We start from the raw sequence: 18,941 nt of genomic DNA, 5'->3' as shown, positions 1-18,941 counted from the left end.
ATTGGCTTAGGTATTTTTTTCGGTTGTCGCCGTCCCAAACAACCAAGAGAAAGCCCCTGATTTCAGGGGCTTTTTTCGTTACACGCTGTCCAAAAGTTTTCCGAACGTCAACGCATAGCCAAAGGGCATGCGCCCATACCCGCCTGCGCCTCAGCCAGCCAAGAATCGCCGGTACCGCAAACATACCGATTCACAATGGCCGCAAAGGTCCCATCGTCCAGCATCGCTTGCAGCACACGATCAAAATCCGCCACAAACTCGGAACTGACCGATGCTTTGGAGAAAACGAAGAACGCGGGTTTATTAGAGACAACCATCGAGCTGGGCGTAGTCGTGCCCGACAATCCCAGCGCCTGAATTTCGTACAGGCCAGTTAGCCTGCTGGCAACCACGCCATCCACCCGGTTCCGGGCCAGCATTTTCCAGAGCGACTCTCGGCGGGAAAGATACTGAATGTTTTTTTCGTAGTCGGGATTCTGGATGAGGGCACTGTATTCATCACTGTAGGACACATGAATCTGGGCACCAAGCCTGAAACCCGATTCCAGCAACTGCCGCAAGCCATTCAGCTCGAACCTGGACTCGTCAGATCAACGAATAAACAGGATATTGGGTGATACCAGACCGACCACTTCGGAGTAATGGGCATACTCCTCTCGCTCCGTAGTCCGGTAGGCGCCGGAGAGCATATCCACATGCCCGTCACGCAACTCCCGAAGCGCCCTGGCCCATGGCATCTTCTGGAAGGAAAGTCCGCAGCCCAGGCGTCCCATGGCCTCACGGACCAGGTCGGCATCAATGCCGACCAACTTACCCTCCTGAACCATGAAATAGGGCGGATCATCGTCCCAGCGCAGTGAGATGTCGCAGTCCCCATAGCTTGGGGCGGAAAAACAGAGAATGAACGCGAGCACCAAAGCAGATCTGCGCCGTGCGGGCGTCAAAAAATGCGGGTGCAACAACTTTGAGAACGGCAACCCGTTGCTCTGGCCTGGATACATCTTTGATGCCGCCGAGGAGGGGAGGTCTAATTAATATAGACTAATTAGTCAGGCACTCAATATTCTGAGCGGCAACGCCCGGGCTAACTCCCTGTCATCTTGTGTTCATGCACTCGTTGCCCAATCAAGGTAGTGTCTGCAAAACCTGTTCAATAGGAGACCACGAGCACCACCATGAACCAGCCAGACGATCCGGCCAGTCTGACAGAACTTCTGGAACGCCTTCGCGCAAACACCGGGGGACAGGTTCAGGTGTCTGTGGGCGATGTACTGGCAGCTGTTGGTGAACGTTCCTTCGGGCCGATGGTTCTGATCGCCGGCGTAATCACCCTGGCCCCGCTGATAGGTGATATTCCGGGAGTACCGACGCTGCTTGGTCTGATGGTGCTACTCACCCTGGGGCAACTGATTTTCCAGCGCCACTCGATATGGATTCCCTCAAAGCTGGCGCGCCGGAACATCGAAAGAGAAAAGCTTGCCAGGGGGCTGGACTGGATGAACAAGCCCGCCCGATTTGTGGATCGATGGACAAAACAAAGGCTGCTCTGGCTGGTTCGCGGGCCGGGGCAATACGTTATCGCCATCATTTGCATGGCCGTAGCGGCTGCCATGCCACTGATGGAAGTGATTCCATTCAGCGCCAACGGTGCCGGAATCGCCCTGATGGCGTTCGGCCTCGCCATCGTGGCGCGGGACGGTCTGCTTGCCCTGGTGGCAATCCTGGCGACCGGCGGCACCGCCTGGTTCATCCTGAATAACCTCCCCTGGTAGGCAGCACCTCCGGCAGGGATCGCCAGAGACCTGTGCTACTGTTGAGCCTCAGCCACAAGGAATACAAACATGACCATTCTTATCACGGGCGCCAATCGCGGCATCGGCAAGGGCCTGGCCGATGAATGGAGAGAGGCGGGCGAGCATGTCATCGGCACGGCCCGCAGCGAACCGGGCATGGAGGTGCTGGATGTCGCCGACCCCGCCAGCGTGACCGCGCTGGGCGAGCGCCTCGAAAATCAACCGATCTCAACCCTGGTCTGTAACGCCGGCATTCTGCTTGATCGCCATGAACAGCTGGAAGGCGGCTATCCGCCAGAACTCTGGGCGGAGCACTTCCAGGTCAATGTGACCGGCGTATTCCTCACCATACAGGCGCTGCTACCCAATCTCAGACTGGCATTGGCCGGGGTCGGCACCCCGAAAATCGCCATCATATCCAGCAAGCTTGGATCCCAGGCTTCTGCCGGTGGCGGCCGGTACATATATCGTGCCTCAAAAGCGGCGGCGCTCAATCTCGGGCGAAATCTGGCCGTGGACCTGCGTGAGCAGGGCATAGCCGTGGGCATCTACCACCCGGGCTGGGTGGCCACGGACATGGGCGGCAGCGACGCCGAGGTATCGGTTGAACAATCGGTTGATGGCCTCAGGCGGCAGATTGATAGCCTCACCCTCGCCGAAACCGGCTGCTTCAAGGCCTGGGACGGCAAGGACATGGCGTTCTGAGGGCACACTGGTATGGCAACACAAGGCCTCGCGCGGAGTGTTTCTGTCACCATTTGAAACAATCCTTCTGAACCCCGATTCACGGTAAAGCTGCTACTATTGCTACATACCTCAGGCTTATTGGCTTGGCAGCGTCCGCCCGCCAGACAGCCTGCTGAATCCAATTCTTGAAAAGCTCCTGCGGCAGGGGCTTTTGCGTTTGAAAGGACCCGGTTGTATGTCCAGCAAAGCGAAGCAGACCCAGAAACTTCTGCTGTTCCGGCTTTCCGGCGAGCGTCTGTTCGGGATCGGAACCCTGAAGATCCGGGAAATCCTGCCTTTCATGCGGCTGACGAAACTGCCCCACAGCCATCACGCCGTCATCGGCACGGCCACCTTCCGGGGTTCCGCCGTTCCGGTGATCGATATGGCTGCCGCGGTCGGCTATCCGCCGCTGACGCAGGAAGAACGGGAAAAAGCCTCGATTATTGTCACGGATATCCAGCGCCAGGAGATCGGTTTTCTGGTGCGCAGCGTGCAACAGATCATCGAGACTGACTGGAAATCGGTGATGCCGCCACCCAAAGCCCTGGGCAGCAAGGCGTTTATCACAGGGCTGCTGGACGTGGAGGGCGATATCATCCAGCTGCTGGATGTGGAATTGCTGTTGGCGAAGGTGTACCCGGAATCCCTGGACACCCAGGAGGTGGTTCTCACGGATGTGCAGAGTGAGACGCTCAAGTCCCTGAACATTCTGATGGTCGACGATTCCCAGGTGGCCCGTAAGCAACTCTCGGACGTGCTGGACAGCAAGGACATCCCCTACCAGGTGACGTCGAATGGTGATGACGCGCTGCAGATTCTGCTGCGCGACCATGAACTGGGCCGGCCCACGGACATTCTGGTCAGCGATATCGAGATGCCGGGGCTCGATGGGTACGAACTGGCGTTCAATGTGCGGGACAATTCAGCGCTGAAGCAGCCTTACATCATCCTGCATACGTCACTGAACAGTGAGATGAGCCTAAGCTATGCCAATCAGGTGGGCGCCAACGAAGCGCTGACGAAATTCGATGCCGAGGAGCTGCTTCAGGCCATGCTGCGAGGCGCCGAGCAAGCCCGCTAAAGTCTGAGCTGCTCGATAAATTCGTCCGCGTCAGCGCGCATCTCAGCCAGCCTCTGCTGCCACTCCTCCCGGTAACGATTCAGCGTTTCCTCACTCAGGCGCGTGAAGCGTTCGCCGGTTTCGGCCACGGTGCGGCTGGCACTGGCGATCGATTCCATGGTGGGCTCGTTCAGCTCATCGGCCTGGCGATCCAGATCCCGGGCAGCCTGCTCCAGAATCACCCGGTCCTCTTCCGGTGTCGGCTCACTGTCTTTCAGGGCGTCTTCCACCGAGCGCTCAAGCTCCCGCATGGCTTCCTGCAACTTCTTGCCGAACGCCTCCATGGCGCCCTCTGCCTCGCGGCCGATTTCCTCGGAGTAGGCTTCCAGATCCCGCGCCAGCTGCTCCATCTGCTGCTCAAAGTCATCCGAAGACGATGAGAAACGGGCGCTGAGCTCGTCACCGAGCCGGCTGAGCTCGCCCATGATGCTGCTGAACGGGGAAGGATTAAGGATGGCCTCGCCAGTACGGTCGTAATCCACCAGCCACTGATCCTGGAACCGTACGAGATAGGTGACCAGCTCCAGCCGCTCACCTTCGGTTCCGGCTTCGGCCGGCAGGCGGGTCACGATAGTGGCTTCGCGATCTTCAATGACGACCCGGCCGAAGGATGGCACAGCGTCGGTCCAGCTACGCTTGTAACCGTCGAACGCGGTGGCTTCTGCCAGGGTGGAGTATTCCATCACATCACCGGCGTCGTTCTCGGCCATGGCCTGCCAGAAGGCCGCCGCCACTTCCTGGGGTGTCTCGGGGTTGCTGCAACCGGCGAGCAACGTCAGTGTCGCGATGGCCACCAGGCCGCGAAAAAAGGAACGGATCATTGCAGTGCTACCTCGGGTTCATCATCCATGGACGCATAATACACCCCTCAGAGTTTGCAGGTCAGTTCCGCCAGCTCCTCATCAAACACCCGTCGGTTTTCACTGTAATCCACGGGCACGTCCACCACATGAACACCGCCTTCAGCCAGGGCACCTTCCAGGGTTGGCCGAAGGTCCTCTGTGCGGGTCACGCGGTGACCCTTGGCGCCATAGGATTGGGCATAGGTGACAAAATCCGGGTTGCGATAATCCAGGCCGAAATCGCTGTAGCCTTCCTGGCCCTGCTTCCACTTGATCATGCCGTAGGCACTGTCATTGATAATCAGGACCACCAGATTCAGGTTCAGTCGAACCGCCGTTTCCAGCTCCTGGCTGTTCATCATGAAGCCACCATCGCCACAGATCGCCATCACTTTCAGATCCGGATACAGCATGGAGGCCATCATGCCGCTGGGCAAGCCGGCGCCCATGGAGGCCAGGGCGTTGTCGAGCAGTACCGTATTGTTGTCGTAGGCGCGGTAATTGCGGGCAAACCAGAGTTTGTACATGCCGTTGTCGAGCGTGATGATGCCGTCATCGGGCATTACCTGGCGCACATCATGAACAATGCGTTGGGGGATCACCGGGAAACGATCGTCTTCAGCTCGTTCCTGCAGGTGCGCATCCACCGCCTCCTTCACCTCCATCAGGCGGGTGAAATCATGGTTGGCGCACTGGCCACAGTTCTCGGCCATGTATTCCACGCTGTTGGCGATATCCCCGACAACCTCGTGCTGGGGGAAGTACACCGGGTCCACGTCGGCCGCACTGAAGTTCACATGAATGACCTTCTTGCCGCCGGGGGTCATGAAGAAAGGTGGCTTTTCCACCACATCATGGCCCACGTTGATCACCAGGTCGGCGCGGTCGATTGCACAGTGAACGAAGTCCCCGGCCGACAGGGCAGCGTTGCCCAGGTAGCGCGGATGTCGCTCATCCACCACGCCCTTGCCCATCTGGGTGGTGAAGAACGGGATGCCGGTGACATTCACGAGATGCAGCAACGCCTGGGAAACCCGTTTCCGGTTGGCGCCGGCGCCGATCATGATCAGCGGATGCCGGGCCTCGCGCAGCATTTCGCACGCCATTTCCAGGCTTTTCGGGCTGGCCGAGGGCCGCCGGGCGTCACTGGGTTTGAAGATATGGGTATCGGATTCGGGCGCCTCATCGGCGATGTCCTCCGGCAGCTCCAGATGCACGGCACCCGGGCGCTCTTCAGAGGCCAGGCGGAAAGCTTCCCGAACCTTGGCGGGGATGGTGTTGGCATTGCTGATTTGCCGGGTGTACTTGGTGAGCGGACGCATCAGGTCCACCACATCCAGAATCTGGAATAGCCCCTGCTTGGAGGACTTGATGGGTTTCTGGCCCGAGATCATCATCATGGGCATACCGCCCAGCTGGGCGTAGGCGGCGGCAGTCACGAAGTTGGTGGCGCCGGGCCCGAGCGTGGAAAGGCAGACTCCCACGCGCCCCGTCAGGCGGCCGTAGGTGGCGGCCATGAACCCGGCAGCCTGTTCATGGCGGTTGAGGACCAGCTGAATACTGGAGGTCCTCAAAGCCTCAAGGAAGGCTAGATTCTCCTCACCGGGCACCGCGAAAATGTATTCAACGCCTTCGTTTTCCAGCGCCCGGATAAACAACTCGGCCCCATTACGGGCCGGGGTCTGTTCGTTGGCCATGGCCTTCCTCTTGATCTGTGGATTCCGGGTGATCGGCAGGTTCCGGGATCAATCGGTTATGGGCGGCTCCGCCTGCAAAGCATCCGCCGGCACGCGATCCAGACCCCAACTGCGATACACACCCTCTGTTACGCGCCGAAGGGCATCCTCGTTCACTTCCGCAGGCTCCCCCCGCTCCAGGGGATCGTAATGGAAGATGTACAGTCGCGATGTGAACTGTTCGAAAGGCAGCGACGACTCGCCAAAACGCTCTCCGTTGCCCGAGGTACTGACTTTGACTCCATCGCCCCAGTTCTGGCCGCTGTCGTTATTGGGATTGAAGAAATAAATCCGCATCTCACCTTCCGGGTCGAGCGCGGCCCGGAGAATGGTAATGGCGTGCCAGCCGATAAACCGGGCGGCACTGTCGGTCACTGCAATACCCGCAGGCTGCGGGTGGATCAGCGGCTGATTGCCGTTGTAGTAGGGGTGATAGCTGGCATAGAAATGCCGGATAAAGCCTTCCAGATCATGCAGCTTGCCAGTGGCCACATCCACGTTAATAGCAAATCCGCGCCCGGCAGACCAGCCGTGGAACTCCGGGTTCACCCATTTGTGGGGATCGCCCTGGCGGCCGACGCACAACCGGCCCATCTCCACATAAATGCGGTCCAGATGCGGCACTACAACCAGGGAGACAGGATCCAGATCGAGGGTTACCTCGGACGCGACACCGCCGACACTGCGGGCCGACGACACCGGCTGGCCTTCAAAGTGAATGACGATCTCATTGTCTCGGGCAGCCCAGGCAACCATCTGCAAGAGATAATCCGGATCGTTATAGGCCCACATCGAGAGAGCACGGGCCGACTGGCAGGTAGGATTGTTGCCCTGCCCCACGCCCAAAGGCTGGCCCAACATGTTCAACACGCCCTGAATCAACCAGGCATTGGGTTGCGGTTGGTAGCCATAGGCCAGTTCAAGTCGCTCCCGCGCATGGGGGCACAGAGAGAGCCGTGCCTGGCGCCACAGACCCGGCGCAACAGGAGGTTGATAAAGAATACCCCGCTCCAGCAGTAGCGCCAGGCCGTAGATGCCCTGTGCCGTTTCCGGATAGATACCTTCTTTAATCAGGGTGTGGACCAGCTCCCGATAGCACATCAGGCAATCCCGGCCGGTACTGGACAGCCCCAGCGCCTCGCTCAGCAAGGTGTCCTGGTCCAACAGGATGAAACGTATGAACGAGGCATGGTAAGGCGAGACCAGGCCGGTATCGTGCATGGAACGCGCAAACCCGGTGGCTTCGTTCTGCAGGGCCTGGGCGTCCATGGTTTCCAGCCGCTGCTCGTAGACCACGGTTCCGGGGTCTTCACTGCAGGCCCGGGTGGGCCCATAGAGGCTGGAGATCAACCGGTCGGCACCGCGCCCGGCACTGCCCAGATCGGCCTGCGGATCGGCCCGGCAAAGGGCAATCTGGGTAATCATCTTGCGTACGTCCGATACCTGGATCGGTCGCTGTTCAAGGATGCGCCAGATCTCCTCGATCAGACTATCAATGACATGTTCGTAGCCGATGTGGTGGGCCACGTACTGCACAAGGTTCTGGCTGATCAGCGCGAGCTTGCCCTGCTCCCGCTCAGCCTCGCCGGTCATGCCAAACAGCAGGCCGAGGTTGATGGCAAGAACCTGGGTCAGATAGTGGTGGGCCTGTTCAGCCGACACCGAAGGGTGCAGATAGCTGCCCCGGGCGACGGCAAGCAGCCGCAATTCGCTGAAGGCCTCAATGACGACGGTATCGGCATTCTGGCTCTGCAGCGAATAGGTTGTCAGCGTGGGAAGGAGAATACCGGGTTCGGCCCAGTCGGTGCCGGCAAAGACGCCCGCCAGCTCAAGGCGCTCAGCGCGCTCCTCGATGATCCGGCAGCCATCCGGCTGCAGCAGGACCCGGCGGGCAATATCCAGCACACGCGGCAGTTTGCCGGCCTTGGTAAAAGACCGGCTTTCTTCCAAAGCCTGAATGGCGTCATCCAGGCGTTGAGCCAGCTTGTCAATGTTTACAGCTGGCGCTGCGCTGCCCGATTGGTGATCGTTCAAACGATAATCCTCAGGGCCTGGCACCAAACCCGGTTGTTGTTAATGCTTCTCCTGATTATACATAGAAATCGAGGTCTTCCTGATGTTTCAGGAGGTCCCGCATGACATAGGGGTCTTCACCGAAGAAATACACCAGCCCCCAGTGGGTACCGAAAGCGGTACGCTTGGTGACCGTTTCTTCAAGCGGCGCAGTCAGCTCGTGAGACTCGAAATACTCGTGATTTTCGGTCTCCTCCGGGATTTCCAGCTTGCTGACAACCCGGCGGCGCGGATACACACCGAAACAACCGGCGTAACCCTTCGCATCCACCACTTCCTTCGGGAAGAAGGCCTTGATTTCCTCTTCCGTGGTCTTCGGGTCAAAGGCCAGGATCATGCCCTGATACGCGTTGAAACCATAGGCACGCTCAAGCAGCTCGAATACCTTGAAGCCCGGTGGACGATAGGCCACCTCGCCAAAGTACATGGTCCGGTCGCTGGTCACGAAGTACTCCGGGTGGATAAACCCGAATTCGATATCGAAGGTCTTGATCAGCTTCTCGATTTCGCCGCGAATCTGGTCGCGATACTTCTCCAGGTCCGGTGTTGCGGGCACAAATACCGAATAGCCCAGCGTCACGTACTCGGAAATGTTCAGGAAGGCGATCTTGCCGTTGTGAATCCAGGCCTCGACCGCAAACTCCCAGCCATCCAGGTGCGACTCCATCAAAACCGGGAATTCTTCTTCCGGGATGGTATCGACTTCATCAGGCGTACGGATCACCCGGTGGCCAAGGCAGCCGGCCTTATCAAAGGCCTTGAGGTGAATCGGATCGTTGGGGTCACCATCCAGTTTCAGCAGAGTCTGGTTAACCCGCTTGAGGAACCGGATAACATCACCCTTGTCGTGCGCTTCCTCGAAGATACCCACCCGGATACCACCGAGCTGGGCACGGCGTTTCATCAGGGCCTTGTCACGCAGCAGCATGGCCTGACCGAACAAACGAGGCTTGTCCATCAACACCGAGTTAATGGCACCTGCCCACTCCACAGTCTCCTCAAACAACGGGATGGCAACGTCTACGCCCATCTCCTTGAGGGTCTGCGCAATTTCTACCGAACGGTCATTCAGGCGCTCAAAATTCCAGGGCACGTAGGGAATGTCATGCTCTTCGCAATAGGCTTCGGCCCAGTCCGGTGCCACGACAACATACCGACGATCGAATTTGTCGGCCGCTTCAACCGCATTCAGGCTCCAGCCCAGTAATGCAATATACCCTTTCTCAGGATTGTACTTTTGCTCACTCACAGGCTCTCTCCTTTCATAAGGGTTGACTTATAACCCTACGCATTAGCTGTGAAATCGCAAATTTCGCCCCCATTTGAAACGCAAAAAGCACTACGACAGCCGGGAGTGAATCCAGCAATCGCAGTGCCTTAGGCTTTCTTAGATCGATTGGGAATATCAGCCCAGTTTCAGGGTCGACAGGGTCCTCTCGCGAACTTTGGTAAGCAGTGCTTCGTCCTCTACCAGGGACTGGCCATAGGACGGAACAAGCTCTTTCATCCGTTCCTGCCACTCCGGCGTCTTGATCTTCTCCGGGAAACAGCGCTCGATCACGTTGATCATGGCATTGGCTGCGGTGGAGGCTCCGGGCGAAGCACCCAGCAGCGCCGCCAGCGTTCCATCTTTTGCCGCCACAATTTCGGTGCCGAACTCAAGCTTGCCACCGCCACCATCGACCTGCTTGATGATCTGAACGCGCTGGCCGGCCATGCGCAGTTGCCAATCCTCTTCCATGGCGTCCGGGAAGAAGTTGCGCAGCGATGCCACCCGGTCACCGTGGGACTGGAACACTTCCCCGATCAGGTAGCGGGTCAGGTCCATGTTGCTCTTGCTCACCGAGAGCATGGGCTTCAGGTTGGTGGGCTTCACCGAACCAATCAGATCAAAGATCGAGCCCTGTTTCAGGAAGCGGGTGGTGAAACCGGCGAAGGGGCCAAACAGAAGGGCCGGCTCGCCATTAATGATGCGGGTATCGAGGTGCGGTACCGACATGGGCGGTGCCCCGATCGGCGCCTTGCCGTATACCTTGGAGTTATGCTGCTTGACGATGTCGGGCTTGCCACACACCAGCCACTGACCGCTCACCGGGAAGCCACCGTAGCCACGGGCTTCGTCGATACCGGATTTCTGCAGCAGCGGCAACGCGCCACCGCCGGCGCCGAGGAATACGAAGCCGGTCTCGAGCTTGGTCAGCTCGCCGGTCTTCTGGTTCTTGACGCGGATCTTCCATCGGCCGTTGTCCCGCTGGTCGATGTAGTGCACCGGTGAGCTGAGCATCAGCTCGAAATTCGGCTGGGTTTCCAGCCAGCTCACCATGCTGCGGGTAAGCGAGCCGAAATCCACATCGGAACCGTGCTTGATCCGGGTCGCGGCAACCCGCTGCATGGGGTCCCGGTTATTGACGATCAGCGGCATCCATTCCTCGAGATCCTTCGGAGACTCGGTGTATTCCATGTCGCGGAACAGGTGATGGGCACTCAGGCGTTCATAACGGCGCTTGAGGAAGGCCACATCCTTCTCGCCCCAGACAAAGCTCTGATGCGGTGTGCGATTAATAAAGCTGGAGGGTTCGGGCAGGATGCCCTGCTCCACAAGGTAGGACCACAGCTGCAGTGACACCTCGAACTGGGCGTTGATCTGCAGGGCCCGATCGATGGTGACATCGCCATCACCGGTCTCGGGAGTGTAGTTAAGCTCACAGTACCCGGCATGCCCGGTACCTGCGTTGTTCCATCCGTCTGTGCTCTCATGGGCAACGTGGTCGAGACGCTCCACCATGACGATGTCCAGGGACGGATCAAGCTGCCTGAGCATCATGCCGAGAGTGGCGCTCATGACGCCACCGCCGACCAGCACTACGTCTGCCTGTCTAACGGCCATTGGTTTTCACCCTAGCTAGTGTTGAGCCTTTTTGCCCTCTCACGATCAGCAAGAGAGCCTGTCGGAAGCCGGTCGGGCGCGAGGTAAACGGCGCCGCCGTCTGCTTCCGGTCTGAATGTGCGCGCAATTATCCCGATTTTTGCCGGGAGAATAAATTGCGATTGTCAATCGTTGCGTCTTTCTTCGGCATCTATTTGCTTCAGGGGCCGATACGTGCACTTACGAACAGTGGTTTGCTACGGGTCAAAGGTCTAAAATCCGCCCGCGTGATCTGTCTGGCCGGCTCAGGCCTCCACTTTGACAAACCAGGACGGGATTTCCCCAATGTCTGCCCTTGATGCGTTTCTGATTATTCTCGCGGTTCTGGCGCTGCTAGGCGTCATATTTGAAGAGGTCATCCACATCAACAAGGCCAAGGTAACGCTGTTCTTTGGCACCATGAGCTGGATGCTGCTGTTCCTGTTCAGTGATAACGCTGGTGAAACGTCTGCCATTTCCGATGGTCTGTCCGAGAGCATCGCCGAAATCGCCGGGCTGTGGCTGTTTCTGGTCGCAGCCATGACGTTTGTCGCCTACCTGAACAAGAAGGGTATGATCGAAAACGTGATTTACCTGATCATGCCGAAGCAGGTAAGCGAGCGACGGCTACTGTTCCTGACCGGTCTTTTTTGTTTCATTTTCTCCTCTTTAGCAGACAATATCACCGCCACTTTAGTCTCATGCTCGCTGATTCTGTCTCTGGATCTGGAGCTGAAAAAACGTATCCAGTTCGTCACGCTGGTTGTGTTTGCGGTCAACTCGGGAGGCGTTTCGCTGATCACCGGCGACGTCACTACGTTGATGATTTTCCTGGCGAAAAAGGTTGAAATACTGACCCTTCTGACCCTGGCCATTCCGGCCTCGATCACCGTTTTCATCCTTGCGGTTTTCCTGTCTCGAGGGCTCACAGGAACCGTGACCCTGCGCTCCAACAATACCCCTGTGCGACGGGTGGACGCGATCATCAGCGGGCTGTTTTTGTTAACAATCCTGAGCACCATTGCCGGTAATGCCCTGTTCGGGATTCCACCGGTACTGACCTTTCTGTTCGGCCTGTCCATCATGTTCCTGGTGTCTCGATTCATGAGTGACGACTCCGATCTGGACCCGATTCTCGAGTACATCCGCATCATCGAGTTTGAAACGCTGCTGTTCTTTCTCGGCATCCTTCTGCTGGTGGGCATGCTCAAGGAGATCCATGCGCTGGATTCGCTGGTGGCGATTTACGACATCCTGCCGCCGCTGTACGCCAATTACCTGATGGGCATCTTCTCGGCCGTTATCGATAACGTGCCTCTGACGGCGGCCCTGCTGAAGGCCGGCATCGACATGAGCCCCGGCGAGTGGATGGGCCTGACCTATGCCGTTGGTGTGGGTGGATCGCTCCTGGTGATTGGCTCAGCCGCCGGTATAGTGGCAATGAGCAAGATTCCGGGGCTGACCTTTGCCGCCTATATGCGGTATCTTGCACACCTTCTGGCGGCTTATACCCTGGGCTATGCCGGTGTCTACATGCTCGGGCGTTTCATCAACTGAGGTCTATCTATGCTAATGGCATTTGGCGCAATCATCGCCGGCCTGATCCTGCTGGTCTGGAGTGCCGATAAATTTGTGGAGGGCGCCGCGGCGACCGCCAAACATCTCGGTATGCCCACCCTGCTGATCGGCATGGTGATTATCGGTTTCGGCACCTCGGCACCGGAACTCGCCGTCTCAGCCATGGCTGCGTCTGATGGCAACCCTGGCCTGGCCCTGGGTAACGGCTATGGCTCCAACATTACCAACATTGCGCTTATTGTCGGCCTGACAGCCATCATCGCGCCCATTGCAGTGCACTCCCAGGTGATCCGCAAGGAGCTGCCACTGCTGATTGTACTCACCCTCATTGCCGGCGCCCAGCTGATCGACGGGCAACTCTCACGCATGGATGGCTGGGTGTTGCTGGCGGTATTTGCTGTGGTTATGGGATGGTCAATTTACCAGGGCCTGAAAGGCAAGGCGGACCCTCTGGCCGGTGATGCCGACGCCGAGATCATTGCGCACCCCATGCCCCTGAAAACCGCCGTGATCTGGCTGGTAATTGGCCTGGTACTGCTGATCGTCAGCTCCCGGATGCTGGTCTGGGGTGCCGTCACGATTGCCCAGAGCCTTGGAGTCAGCGATCTGGTGATCGGTCTCACCATCGTTGCCATCGGCACTTCCCTGCCCGAACTCGCCTCGGCTCTGGCCGCGGTCAAAAAGAACGAACACGACCTGATCCTGGGCAATATTCTGGGGTCGGGCATTTTCAACACCCTCGCCGTGGTGGGTCTCGCGGCTGTTATCGAACCCCTCGCGGTGGACCCGGAAGTGCTCTACCGTGACTGGACGCTGATGCTGGCGCTCACGGTGGGTCTGTTCCTGATGGGTTACGGGCTTACCGGATGGCGAAAACTGGTGAGCCGTGTGGATGGTGGCATCCTGGTGCTGGTGTACGTGGCCTATACCGGCTATCTGCTCTCCACGGTGGTGGCTGCCGGTACGGCCTGATCTGCGTGCCGATGTGAGGCCGGTGCTAACCGGCTTCACCGTCTCCCAACAGCTCCGTCAGTCTTCCGCGCACCTCGGTCATGACTTCGTCCAGGTCGGCTTTGGTCTTTCCTGCCGTATCCAGCGGTTCTCCTACCCTCACATCCACCGGCTGCCCGAGGTTGATCTGCCAGGTGCGGGCCGGTAAAACACGGTGGATACCCCGCACGGCCACCGGCACGATCACCGCCTCAGTATCCAGCGCCAGGTGAAAACAGCCTTTCTTGAAAGGCAGAAGTTTTCCGTCCGGCGAGCGGGTTCCCTCGGGCGCGGCCCAGAGCACGATTCCACTTTCCATCATCGCCCGGGCCTTCTCCAGATCCCTGACTGCACGTTGCCGATTGGAGCGGTCTACTGAGGGGAATTCCGCTGCACGCATGGCCTGCCCCAGCAGCGGGATACTGAACAGCTCCTTTTTTGCCAGCATGCGGATCGATCCCGGCAACGATACGAAGGTGACCGGAATATCATAGTGGCTGGCATGGGTGCACATAATGATGTACCGGCGCCCGTCGCCGAAATCAGGCACTTGCCCGCGTACGGTGAGGCTGGCACGAACCAGTCGTAACAGCGAGGCCGACCACTCGCGGCAGTATTTGTCGACGATGGGCCGGTTCAACCTCCCGAACAGCGCCCTCAGCAAAACCAACAGGGAAAAGAGTGCTGTCAATCCGACACTGCCCAGAACCACACCCGCCCGCCGAAGAAGCGTTGCTGACTCCGTTAGCGGATTCATCTTCAATCGAATCATCTCAGCTACCCTTCTCTGTTTCCCGCGTTCGTTCGCGGCCTCGTTGCTGCGCGTTCAATAGGGGGCGAATTATAGCGACTGAAAAACCCGTTGAATAACACACAAAAGTATTGATTAATTTTTGACCATTATCTATAAGGTATAAGGATATAACCGCGAAGAATTGAAAAAGCAGTCCCACCGTCCGACGACAACCCTAAGAAGGAGACGGATAATGAAGCAGGAATCAGCGCTGATGCGCGGCCCGAATGACCCGGGCCTTCAGAACCCCTCCCGCCGCACCCTGCTACTTGGCAGTGCCGGCGCCATGGCCGCGGTAAGCGTGCTGGGATTTACGCCCCTTGCCAAAGCCGATGAACCAAAATCACTCCCGGATTACGCCGCCTGGAAAGAACGCAACGCCCTGATTGTTCACAGCGCAAACACGATGGAAACCCAACGGGGGGCCATCGGCAATGGCGTTATTACCTCAAGTGACCGCTTGTTCGTTCGCAATAACCTGCCCGCGCCACCAGCCTCGGTAACCGATAACCCGGATGCCTGGGAGGTGCGGATCGAGGGCGTGAAAAATCCCCGAACCCTGACGGTCGGCGACCTGAAACAGATGGGGGTTACCACCGTTGCCTCCGTATTACAGTGTTCCGGTAACGGTCGCGCCTTCTTCCCCCATGGCGCGAGTGGTACCCAATGGTCTGTTGGCGCTGCGGGCTGCATCATGTGGACCGGTGTACCGCTGAAAGATGTTGTGGAGGCTCTTGGCGGCCCTGTTGACGATACACGGTACATCACTAGCACCGGCGGCGAGACACTTCCCGACGGCCTGGACCCGAAAACGATTATCGTGGAACGTTCCGTTCCCACCCGTGCCATGGAAACCGCATTGCTGGCCTGGGAAATGAATGATGAGCCTCTGACCCACACTCATGGTGGCCCGCTGAGAATGGTTGTGCCGGGTTACTACGGCGTGAACAACGTGAAGTACGTCAAGAACGTTGCCTTCACTGAAAACCAGACGGACGCCAAGATCCAGGCTTCAGGCTACCGGGTTCGTGATGTTGGCGTGAAAGGCGCCCCGGATCAGCCATCCATGTGGGAAATGAACGTTAAATCCTGGGTAACCGCCCCCCTGGACAGCGGTCGGACCGGCCGTAACATGATCTACGGCGTGGCCTTCGGTGGCACGGTTGCGCTGGAAAAGGTCGACGTTTCAGTGGATGGCGGCAAAACCTGGAAACAGGCTCGCTTCCTGGGGCCGGACCTCGGCCCCTATGCCTGGCGACCCTTCGTGCTCGCAACAGATATGCCGGCTGGAGAGCACCGGATAGTCAGTCGGGCGACCGATGTCCGTGGCAATACCCAACCAGAGGGCCGAATCGAGAATGAGCGTGGCTACGGCCACAATGGCTGGAGCGACCACGGAGTCACGGTTGCCGTCAGTTGATCATTGGCGGAGCCGGCCCCGGAACACGGCGGCTCCGACCTTTCCGGAAAGCAATAATATGAGAAAAACTGCAGTACTGGGCGCCATAGCTCTGATGGGACTGTCGCCCCTGACGATCGCCAGCGACTTTGACAAGGGGAAACAGGTATTCACTCAGGAGGCACAACCCTCCTGCACCATATGCCATACCCTGGCGGATGCCGGTTCGGCTGGTGCCATCGGCCCGGATCTCGATGAACTCAAACCCACGATGGAACAGGTGGTCAATGCCGTAACCAGCGGGGTGGGTGTCATGCCGGCGTTCAACGAGTCGCTGTCTGAGGAACAGATAAATGCGGTGGCCCACTACGTGGCGACTGTGACAGGCGGCAATAAATAGAATCGGGGGCCCTGCGGCCCCCTTTTTTTCGTCTCAGGCGTTTTCCTGAAACACCATGGCAACCGAGTTCAGGCAGTATCGCTGCCCGGTTGGCGGCGGGCCGTCAGGAAAGACATGGCCGAGATGGCTGTCGCAACGGGGACAGCGGATTTCGGTGCGAGTCATGCCAAGACTCGTGTCCTCAATGTAGCGGATATGCTCCGGATCAAAGGGCTGAAAGAAACTCGGCCAGCCGGTTCCCGAGTCAAACTTCGAGTCCGAGCTGAACAAAGGCAGATCGCAAAGCCGGCAGTGGTAAACACCGGCTTTTTTGTTATCCAGCAAGGTTCCGCAAAACGGATGCTCGGTGCCATGGTCGAGCAGTACGCGCCGCTCTTCCGATGTCAGATCCGCAGCTTTCTCCTCAACCTGTGCTTCGTTTAGTGGTGTCAGGTCATAACCTGCAGCGGAAACTCCCATAGTCTGCCTCCTCAGGCGGTGCTGCCTGCGTCGTTGTCTGTAAATTCCGGCTTCAGGCGATCAGGATAACTGTCTACAAGCTTTTCCATTTTCGGGGCGGCCACGGCCATGATGTATGGCTGGTAGGGATTCCGGGCAGCAAAATTCTGGTGGTACTCTTCTGCCGGGTAAAATGCCTCCAGCGGCTCCAGCGTGGTCACTATCGGGTCCGGGTACACTTCGGCCTGATTGAGCTGGTGGATGTAGGCCTCGGCTACCCGCCGCTGTTCGGCAGTCTCGTAGAACACAGCCGAGCGGTACTGGGTGCCCCGGTCGTTGCCCTGGCGGTTCAACTGGGTGGGATCGTGAGCAACCGAGAAGAACACCTTTAGCAGTTCGCCAAAACTGACCCTGGCAGGGTCATAGTGAACATCGACCACTTCTGCGTGGCCGGTAGTACCTGAGCATACGGCCTCATAATTGGCAGAGCTGGCGTGACCGCCAGCGTAACCGGACTCAACACTGGTTACGCCATCGATGGCCAGGAAAACGGCTTCCACACACCAGAAACAGCCGCCAGCCAGCACGACACGCTGTTCGCCCTCGGCCGCCGGCAGGTCCTGTTCAGGATCAGGAAAACGGCTACGTGGTACGTTGAGACCCGGGATACTGCAGGATGTCGTCATGGTAACCTCTGCGTTCGAATTATCTGCCTTTAACCGCTCGATTGTGGCTGGAAACCTGCTGATTTGCCAACCCGTGTGCCGGCTCAGGAAGAACGGACTATATGTACGTTGATCAGGACAGCAGGATCACTCCAGCCAGCGCACTCAGCGGCGCCAGTACCCAGACCGGAACCCGCCAGACAGCTAGACAGACCCAAATGGCGAGCACGAGTGCCAGATCATGCGCACCATGGACGGCGGAGACCCAGACCGGATCGTAGAGAGCCGCCAGCAACAACCCCACCACGCCTGCATTCACCCCGGCCAGTGCTGACCGGGCGCGACGATGCTCCCGAAGCCAGCTCCATAGGGGAAGACCGGCGAATACAAGCAGGGTTCCAGGGAGGAACACAGCCAGTACCGCAATCACACCACCGAGAACACCGGCCTGTGAACCACCCAGAAATCCTGAAAAGGAAAACAGCGGTCCCGGCATAGCCTGGGCAACGCCATACCCCGCCAGGAAAGTGTCCGCCGGCATGGCACCGGAGGCCACGAAGCCCTCCTGCAGCCAGGGCAGCACAACGTGACCACCGCCAAACACCAGGGCACCGGCCCGGTACATTTCAGCGCCTATCCAGCCAAGACTGCCGGCGGCCTGAGGCAGGAAGGAAACCAACAACAGAATCAAAAAGGCCCCTGCAAAAAGCGCAGGTTTCCGGGATTGCAGTGGCACATGCAGCGGCTCAGATGCCTCTCCGCTCCCCAACCCCAGAAAGGAACCCACAGCCCCGGCAATGACCAACGCCAGTATCTGCATCCAGGTTTCGCCCATCATCAGAAGGCTCACCGCTACCAGCAACGCCATGGCGATTCGGGGACGGTCCGGGCACAGGGTTGTTCCCATCTGCCAGACCGCCTTGGCCACCACCGCCACCACAAACAACTTGAGACCCTGTACCCAGCCGCCACTGCTGGCCTCTGGCCAGGCGTTCAACCCCAACGCAAGACCAATCATGATCACCGCCGATGGCAGGGTGAACCCCAGCCACGCTGCGAGTCCGCCGCGGTAATGGCCGCGCAGGAACCCGATGGTTAGACCGACCTGGCTGGAAGCCGGTCCCGGCAGCAACTGGCAGAGGGCCACAACTTCTGCGTAGGCACTGTCTGAGAGCCACCGCCGACGTTTGACAAATTCATCGTGAAAGAATCCGAGATGCGCTGCCGGACCACCAAACGACGTCAGCCCCAGCCGAAGGAACAGCAGGAAAATCTGGCTGAACGACAGCCTGTCATCACTCGATGGTTCCGTCATAAATCTCCTGAGTCTGTTGCTCCGCCGGTTTCACCGCCAGTGTGTCATCAAACATGAACATTGTGTCGTTTTGGTTGCATACCTTCGAGGGCCATCCATAATGACAGACAGGGTTTGCCACTTAGCACATCGGCCATGCCCGGCTCGGCATATAAGGGAAGAAAA

General features: G+C 58.5%; 18 protein-coding genes. 7 read left to right on the top strand and 11 right to left on the bottom strand.

What is annotated here, in order from left to right; translation table 11 throughout:
* Window positions 1-107: 107 nt before the first annotated feature.
* The gene (locus KYE_RS22305; protein WP_008171098.1) at window positions 108-560 is read right to left on the bottom strand and encodes a transporter substrate-binding domain-containing protein; all 453 of its coding nucleotides are present in this window, start codon (window positions 558-560) and stop codon (window positions 108-110) included.
* 30 nt (window positions 561-590) lie between these two features.
* Entirely contained in the window at window positions 591-914 is a 324-nt protein-coding gene (locus KYE_RS22300; RefSeq protein WP_008171097.1) for a substrate-binding periplasmic protein, read from the bottom strand.
* Window positions 915-1,175: 261 nt separating this feature from the next.
* On the opposite strand from KYE_RS22300, the gene KYE_RS05160 reads away from it, so the two are divergent.
* From KYE_RS05160 to KYE_RS05150, 3 genes are all read left to right on the top strand, one after another.
* Window positions 1,176-1,772 carry an exopolysaccharide biosynthesis protein gene (locus KYE_RS05160; RefSeq protein WP_008171095.1) on the top strand — a complete coding sequence of 199 codons (597 nt, stop codon included), beginning with the start codon at window positions 1,176-1,178 and terminating at the stop codon, window positions 1,770-1,772.
* A gap of 69 nt (window positions 1,773-1,841) precedes the next feature.
* Window positions 1,842-2,498, top strand: coding sequence for an SDR family oxidoreductase (locus tag KYE_RS05155; protein WP_008171094.1), 657 nt, complete (start codon window positions 1,842-1,844; stop codon window positions 2,496-2,498).
* 217 nt (window positions 2,499-2,715) lie between these two features.
* The gene (locus KYE_RS05150) at window positions 2,716-3,603 is read left to right on the top strand and encodes a chemotaxis protein (RefSeq protein ID WP_008171092.1); all 888 of its coding nucleotides are present in this window, start codon (window positions 2,716-2,718) and stop codon (window positions 3,601-3,603) included.
* On the opposite strand, the gene KYE_RS05145 is transcribed toward KYE_RS05150, so the two are convergent.
* From KYE_RS05145 to mqo, 5 genes are all read right to left on the bottom strand, one after another.
* On the bottom strand, window positions 3,600-4,463 hold the full coding sequence (locus KYE_RS05145) for a hypothetical protein (protein ID WP_008171090.1): 864 nt from the start codon (window positions 4,461-4,463) through the stop codon (window positions 3,600-3,602). The genes KYE_RS05150 and KYE_RS05145 overlap by 4 nt on opposite strands.
* A 47-nt stretch (window positions 4,464-4,510) precedes the next feature.
* On the bottom strand, window positions 4,511-6,181 hold the full coding sequence (locus KYE_RS05140; RefSeq protein ID WP_008171088.1) for an acetolactate synthase large subunit: 1,671 nt from the start codon (window positions 6,179-6,181) through the stop codon (window positions 4,511-4,513).
* Window positions 6,182-6,229: 48 nt separating this feature from the next.
* Window positions 6,230-8,254: a hypothetical protein gene (locus KYE_RS05135; RefSeq protein ID WP_039881863.1), complete on the bottom strand. Its 2,025-nt coding sequence runs from the start codon at window positions 8,252-8,254 to the stop codon at window positions 6,230-6,232.
* Window positions 8,255-8,309: 55 nt separating this feature from the next.
* A complete protein-coding gene (locus KYE_RS05130; RefSeq protein WP_008171084.1) occupies window positions 8,310-9,542 on the bottom strand; it encodes an ATP-grasp domain-containing protein in 1,233 nt (410 codons plus the stop codon).
* Between the two features lie 156 nt (window positions 9,543-9,698).
* Window positions 9,699-11,180: a malate dehydrogenase (quinone) gene (gene mqo / locus KYE_RS05125; protein ID WP_008171082.1), complete on the bottom strand. Its 1,482-nt coding sequence runs from the start codon at window positions 11,178-11,180 to the stop codon at window positions 9,699-9,701.
* Window positions 11,181-11,504: 324 nt separating this feature from the next.
* Here mqo and nhaD point away from each other — a divergent pair, with 324 nt between their 5' ends.
* Together nhaD and KYE_RS05115 are read left to right on the top strand one after the other, a co-directional pair.
* A complete protein-coding gene (gene nhaD / locus KYE_RS05120; protein ID WP_008171080.1) occupies window positions 11,505-12,755 on the top strand; it encodes a sodium:proton antiporter NhaD in 1,251 nt (416 codons plus the stop codon).
* Window positions 12,756-12,764: 9 nt separating this feature from the next.
* Window positions 12,765-13,748: a calcium/sodium antiporter gene (locus KYE_RS05115; protein WP_169702174.1), complete on the top strand. Its 984-nt coding sequence runs from the start codon at window positions 12,765-12,767 to the stop codon at window positions 13,746-13,748.
* A 25-nt stretch (window positions 13,749-13,773) separates the two neighbouring features.
* On the opposite strand, the gene KYE_RS05110 is transcribed toward KYE_RS05115, so the two are convergent.
* On the bottom strand, window positions 13,774-14,538 hold the full coding sequence (locus KYE_RS05110; protein ID WP_008171076.1) for a lysophospholipid acyltransferase family protein: 765 nt from the start codon (window positions 14,536-14,538) through the stop codon (window positions 13,774-13,776).
* A 214-nt stretch (window positions 14,539-14,752) separates the two neighbouring features.
* Here KYE_RS05110 and KYE_RS05105 point away from each other — a divergent pair, with 214 nt between their 5' ends.
* Window positions 14,753-15,979, top strand: a complete 1,227-nt coding sequence (locus tag KYE_RS05105) for a sulfite oxidase (RefSeq protein ID WP_008171074.1) — start codon at window positions 14,753-14,755, stop codon at window positions 15,977-15,979.
* 58 nt (window positions 15,980-16,037) lie between these two features.
* A complete protein-coding gene (locus KYE_RS05100) occupies window positions 16,038-16,358 on the top strand; it encodes a c-type cytochrome (protein WP_008171072.1) in 321 nt (106 codons plus the stop codon).
* 33 nt (window positions 16,359-16,391) lie between these two features.
* Here the strand turns inward: KYE_RS05100 and msrB are convergent, their stop codons facing one another.
* The 3 genes from msrB to chrA form a co-directional block, all read right to left on the bottom strand.
* The gene (msrB, locus tag KYE_RS05095; RefSeq protein ID WP_008171070.1) at window positions 16,392-16,817 is read right to left on the bottom strand and encodes a peptide-methionine (R)-S-oxide reductase MsrB; all 426 of its coding nucleotides are present in this window, start codon (window positions 16,815-16,817) and stop codon (window positions 16,392-16,394) included.
* An 11-nt stretch (window positions 16,818-16,828) separates the two neighbouring features.
* A complete protein-coding gene (gene msrA, locus KYE_RS05090; protein WP_008171069.1) occupies window positions 16,829-17,482 on the bottom strand; it encodes a peptide-methionine (S)-S-oxide reductase MsrA in 654 nt (217 codons plus the stop codon).
* 112 nt (window positions 17,483-17,594) lie between these two features.
* Window positions 17,595-18,776 carry a chromate efflux transporter gene (gene chrA, locus KYE_RS05085; RefSeq protein WP_008171067.1) on the bottom strand — a complete coding sequence of 394 codons (1,182 nt, stop codon included), beginning with the start codon at window positions 18,774-18,776 and terminating at the stop codon, window positions 17,595-17,597.
* Between the last annotated feature and the right edge of the window lie 165 nt (window positions 18,777-18,941).

The organism is Marinobacter manganoxydans MnI7-9 (assembly GCF_000235625.1).
Lineage (GTDB): Bacteria > Pseudomonadota > Gammaproteobacteria > Pseudomonadales > Oleiphilaceae > Marinobacter > Marinobacter manganoxydans.
The sequence above is the reverse complement of the archived record's forward strand: the minus strand, read 5'-3'. Positions and strand labels throughout refer to the sequence as shown.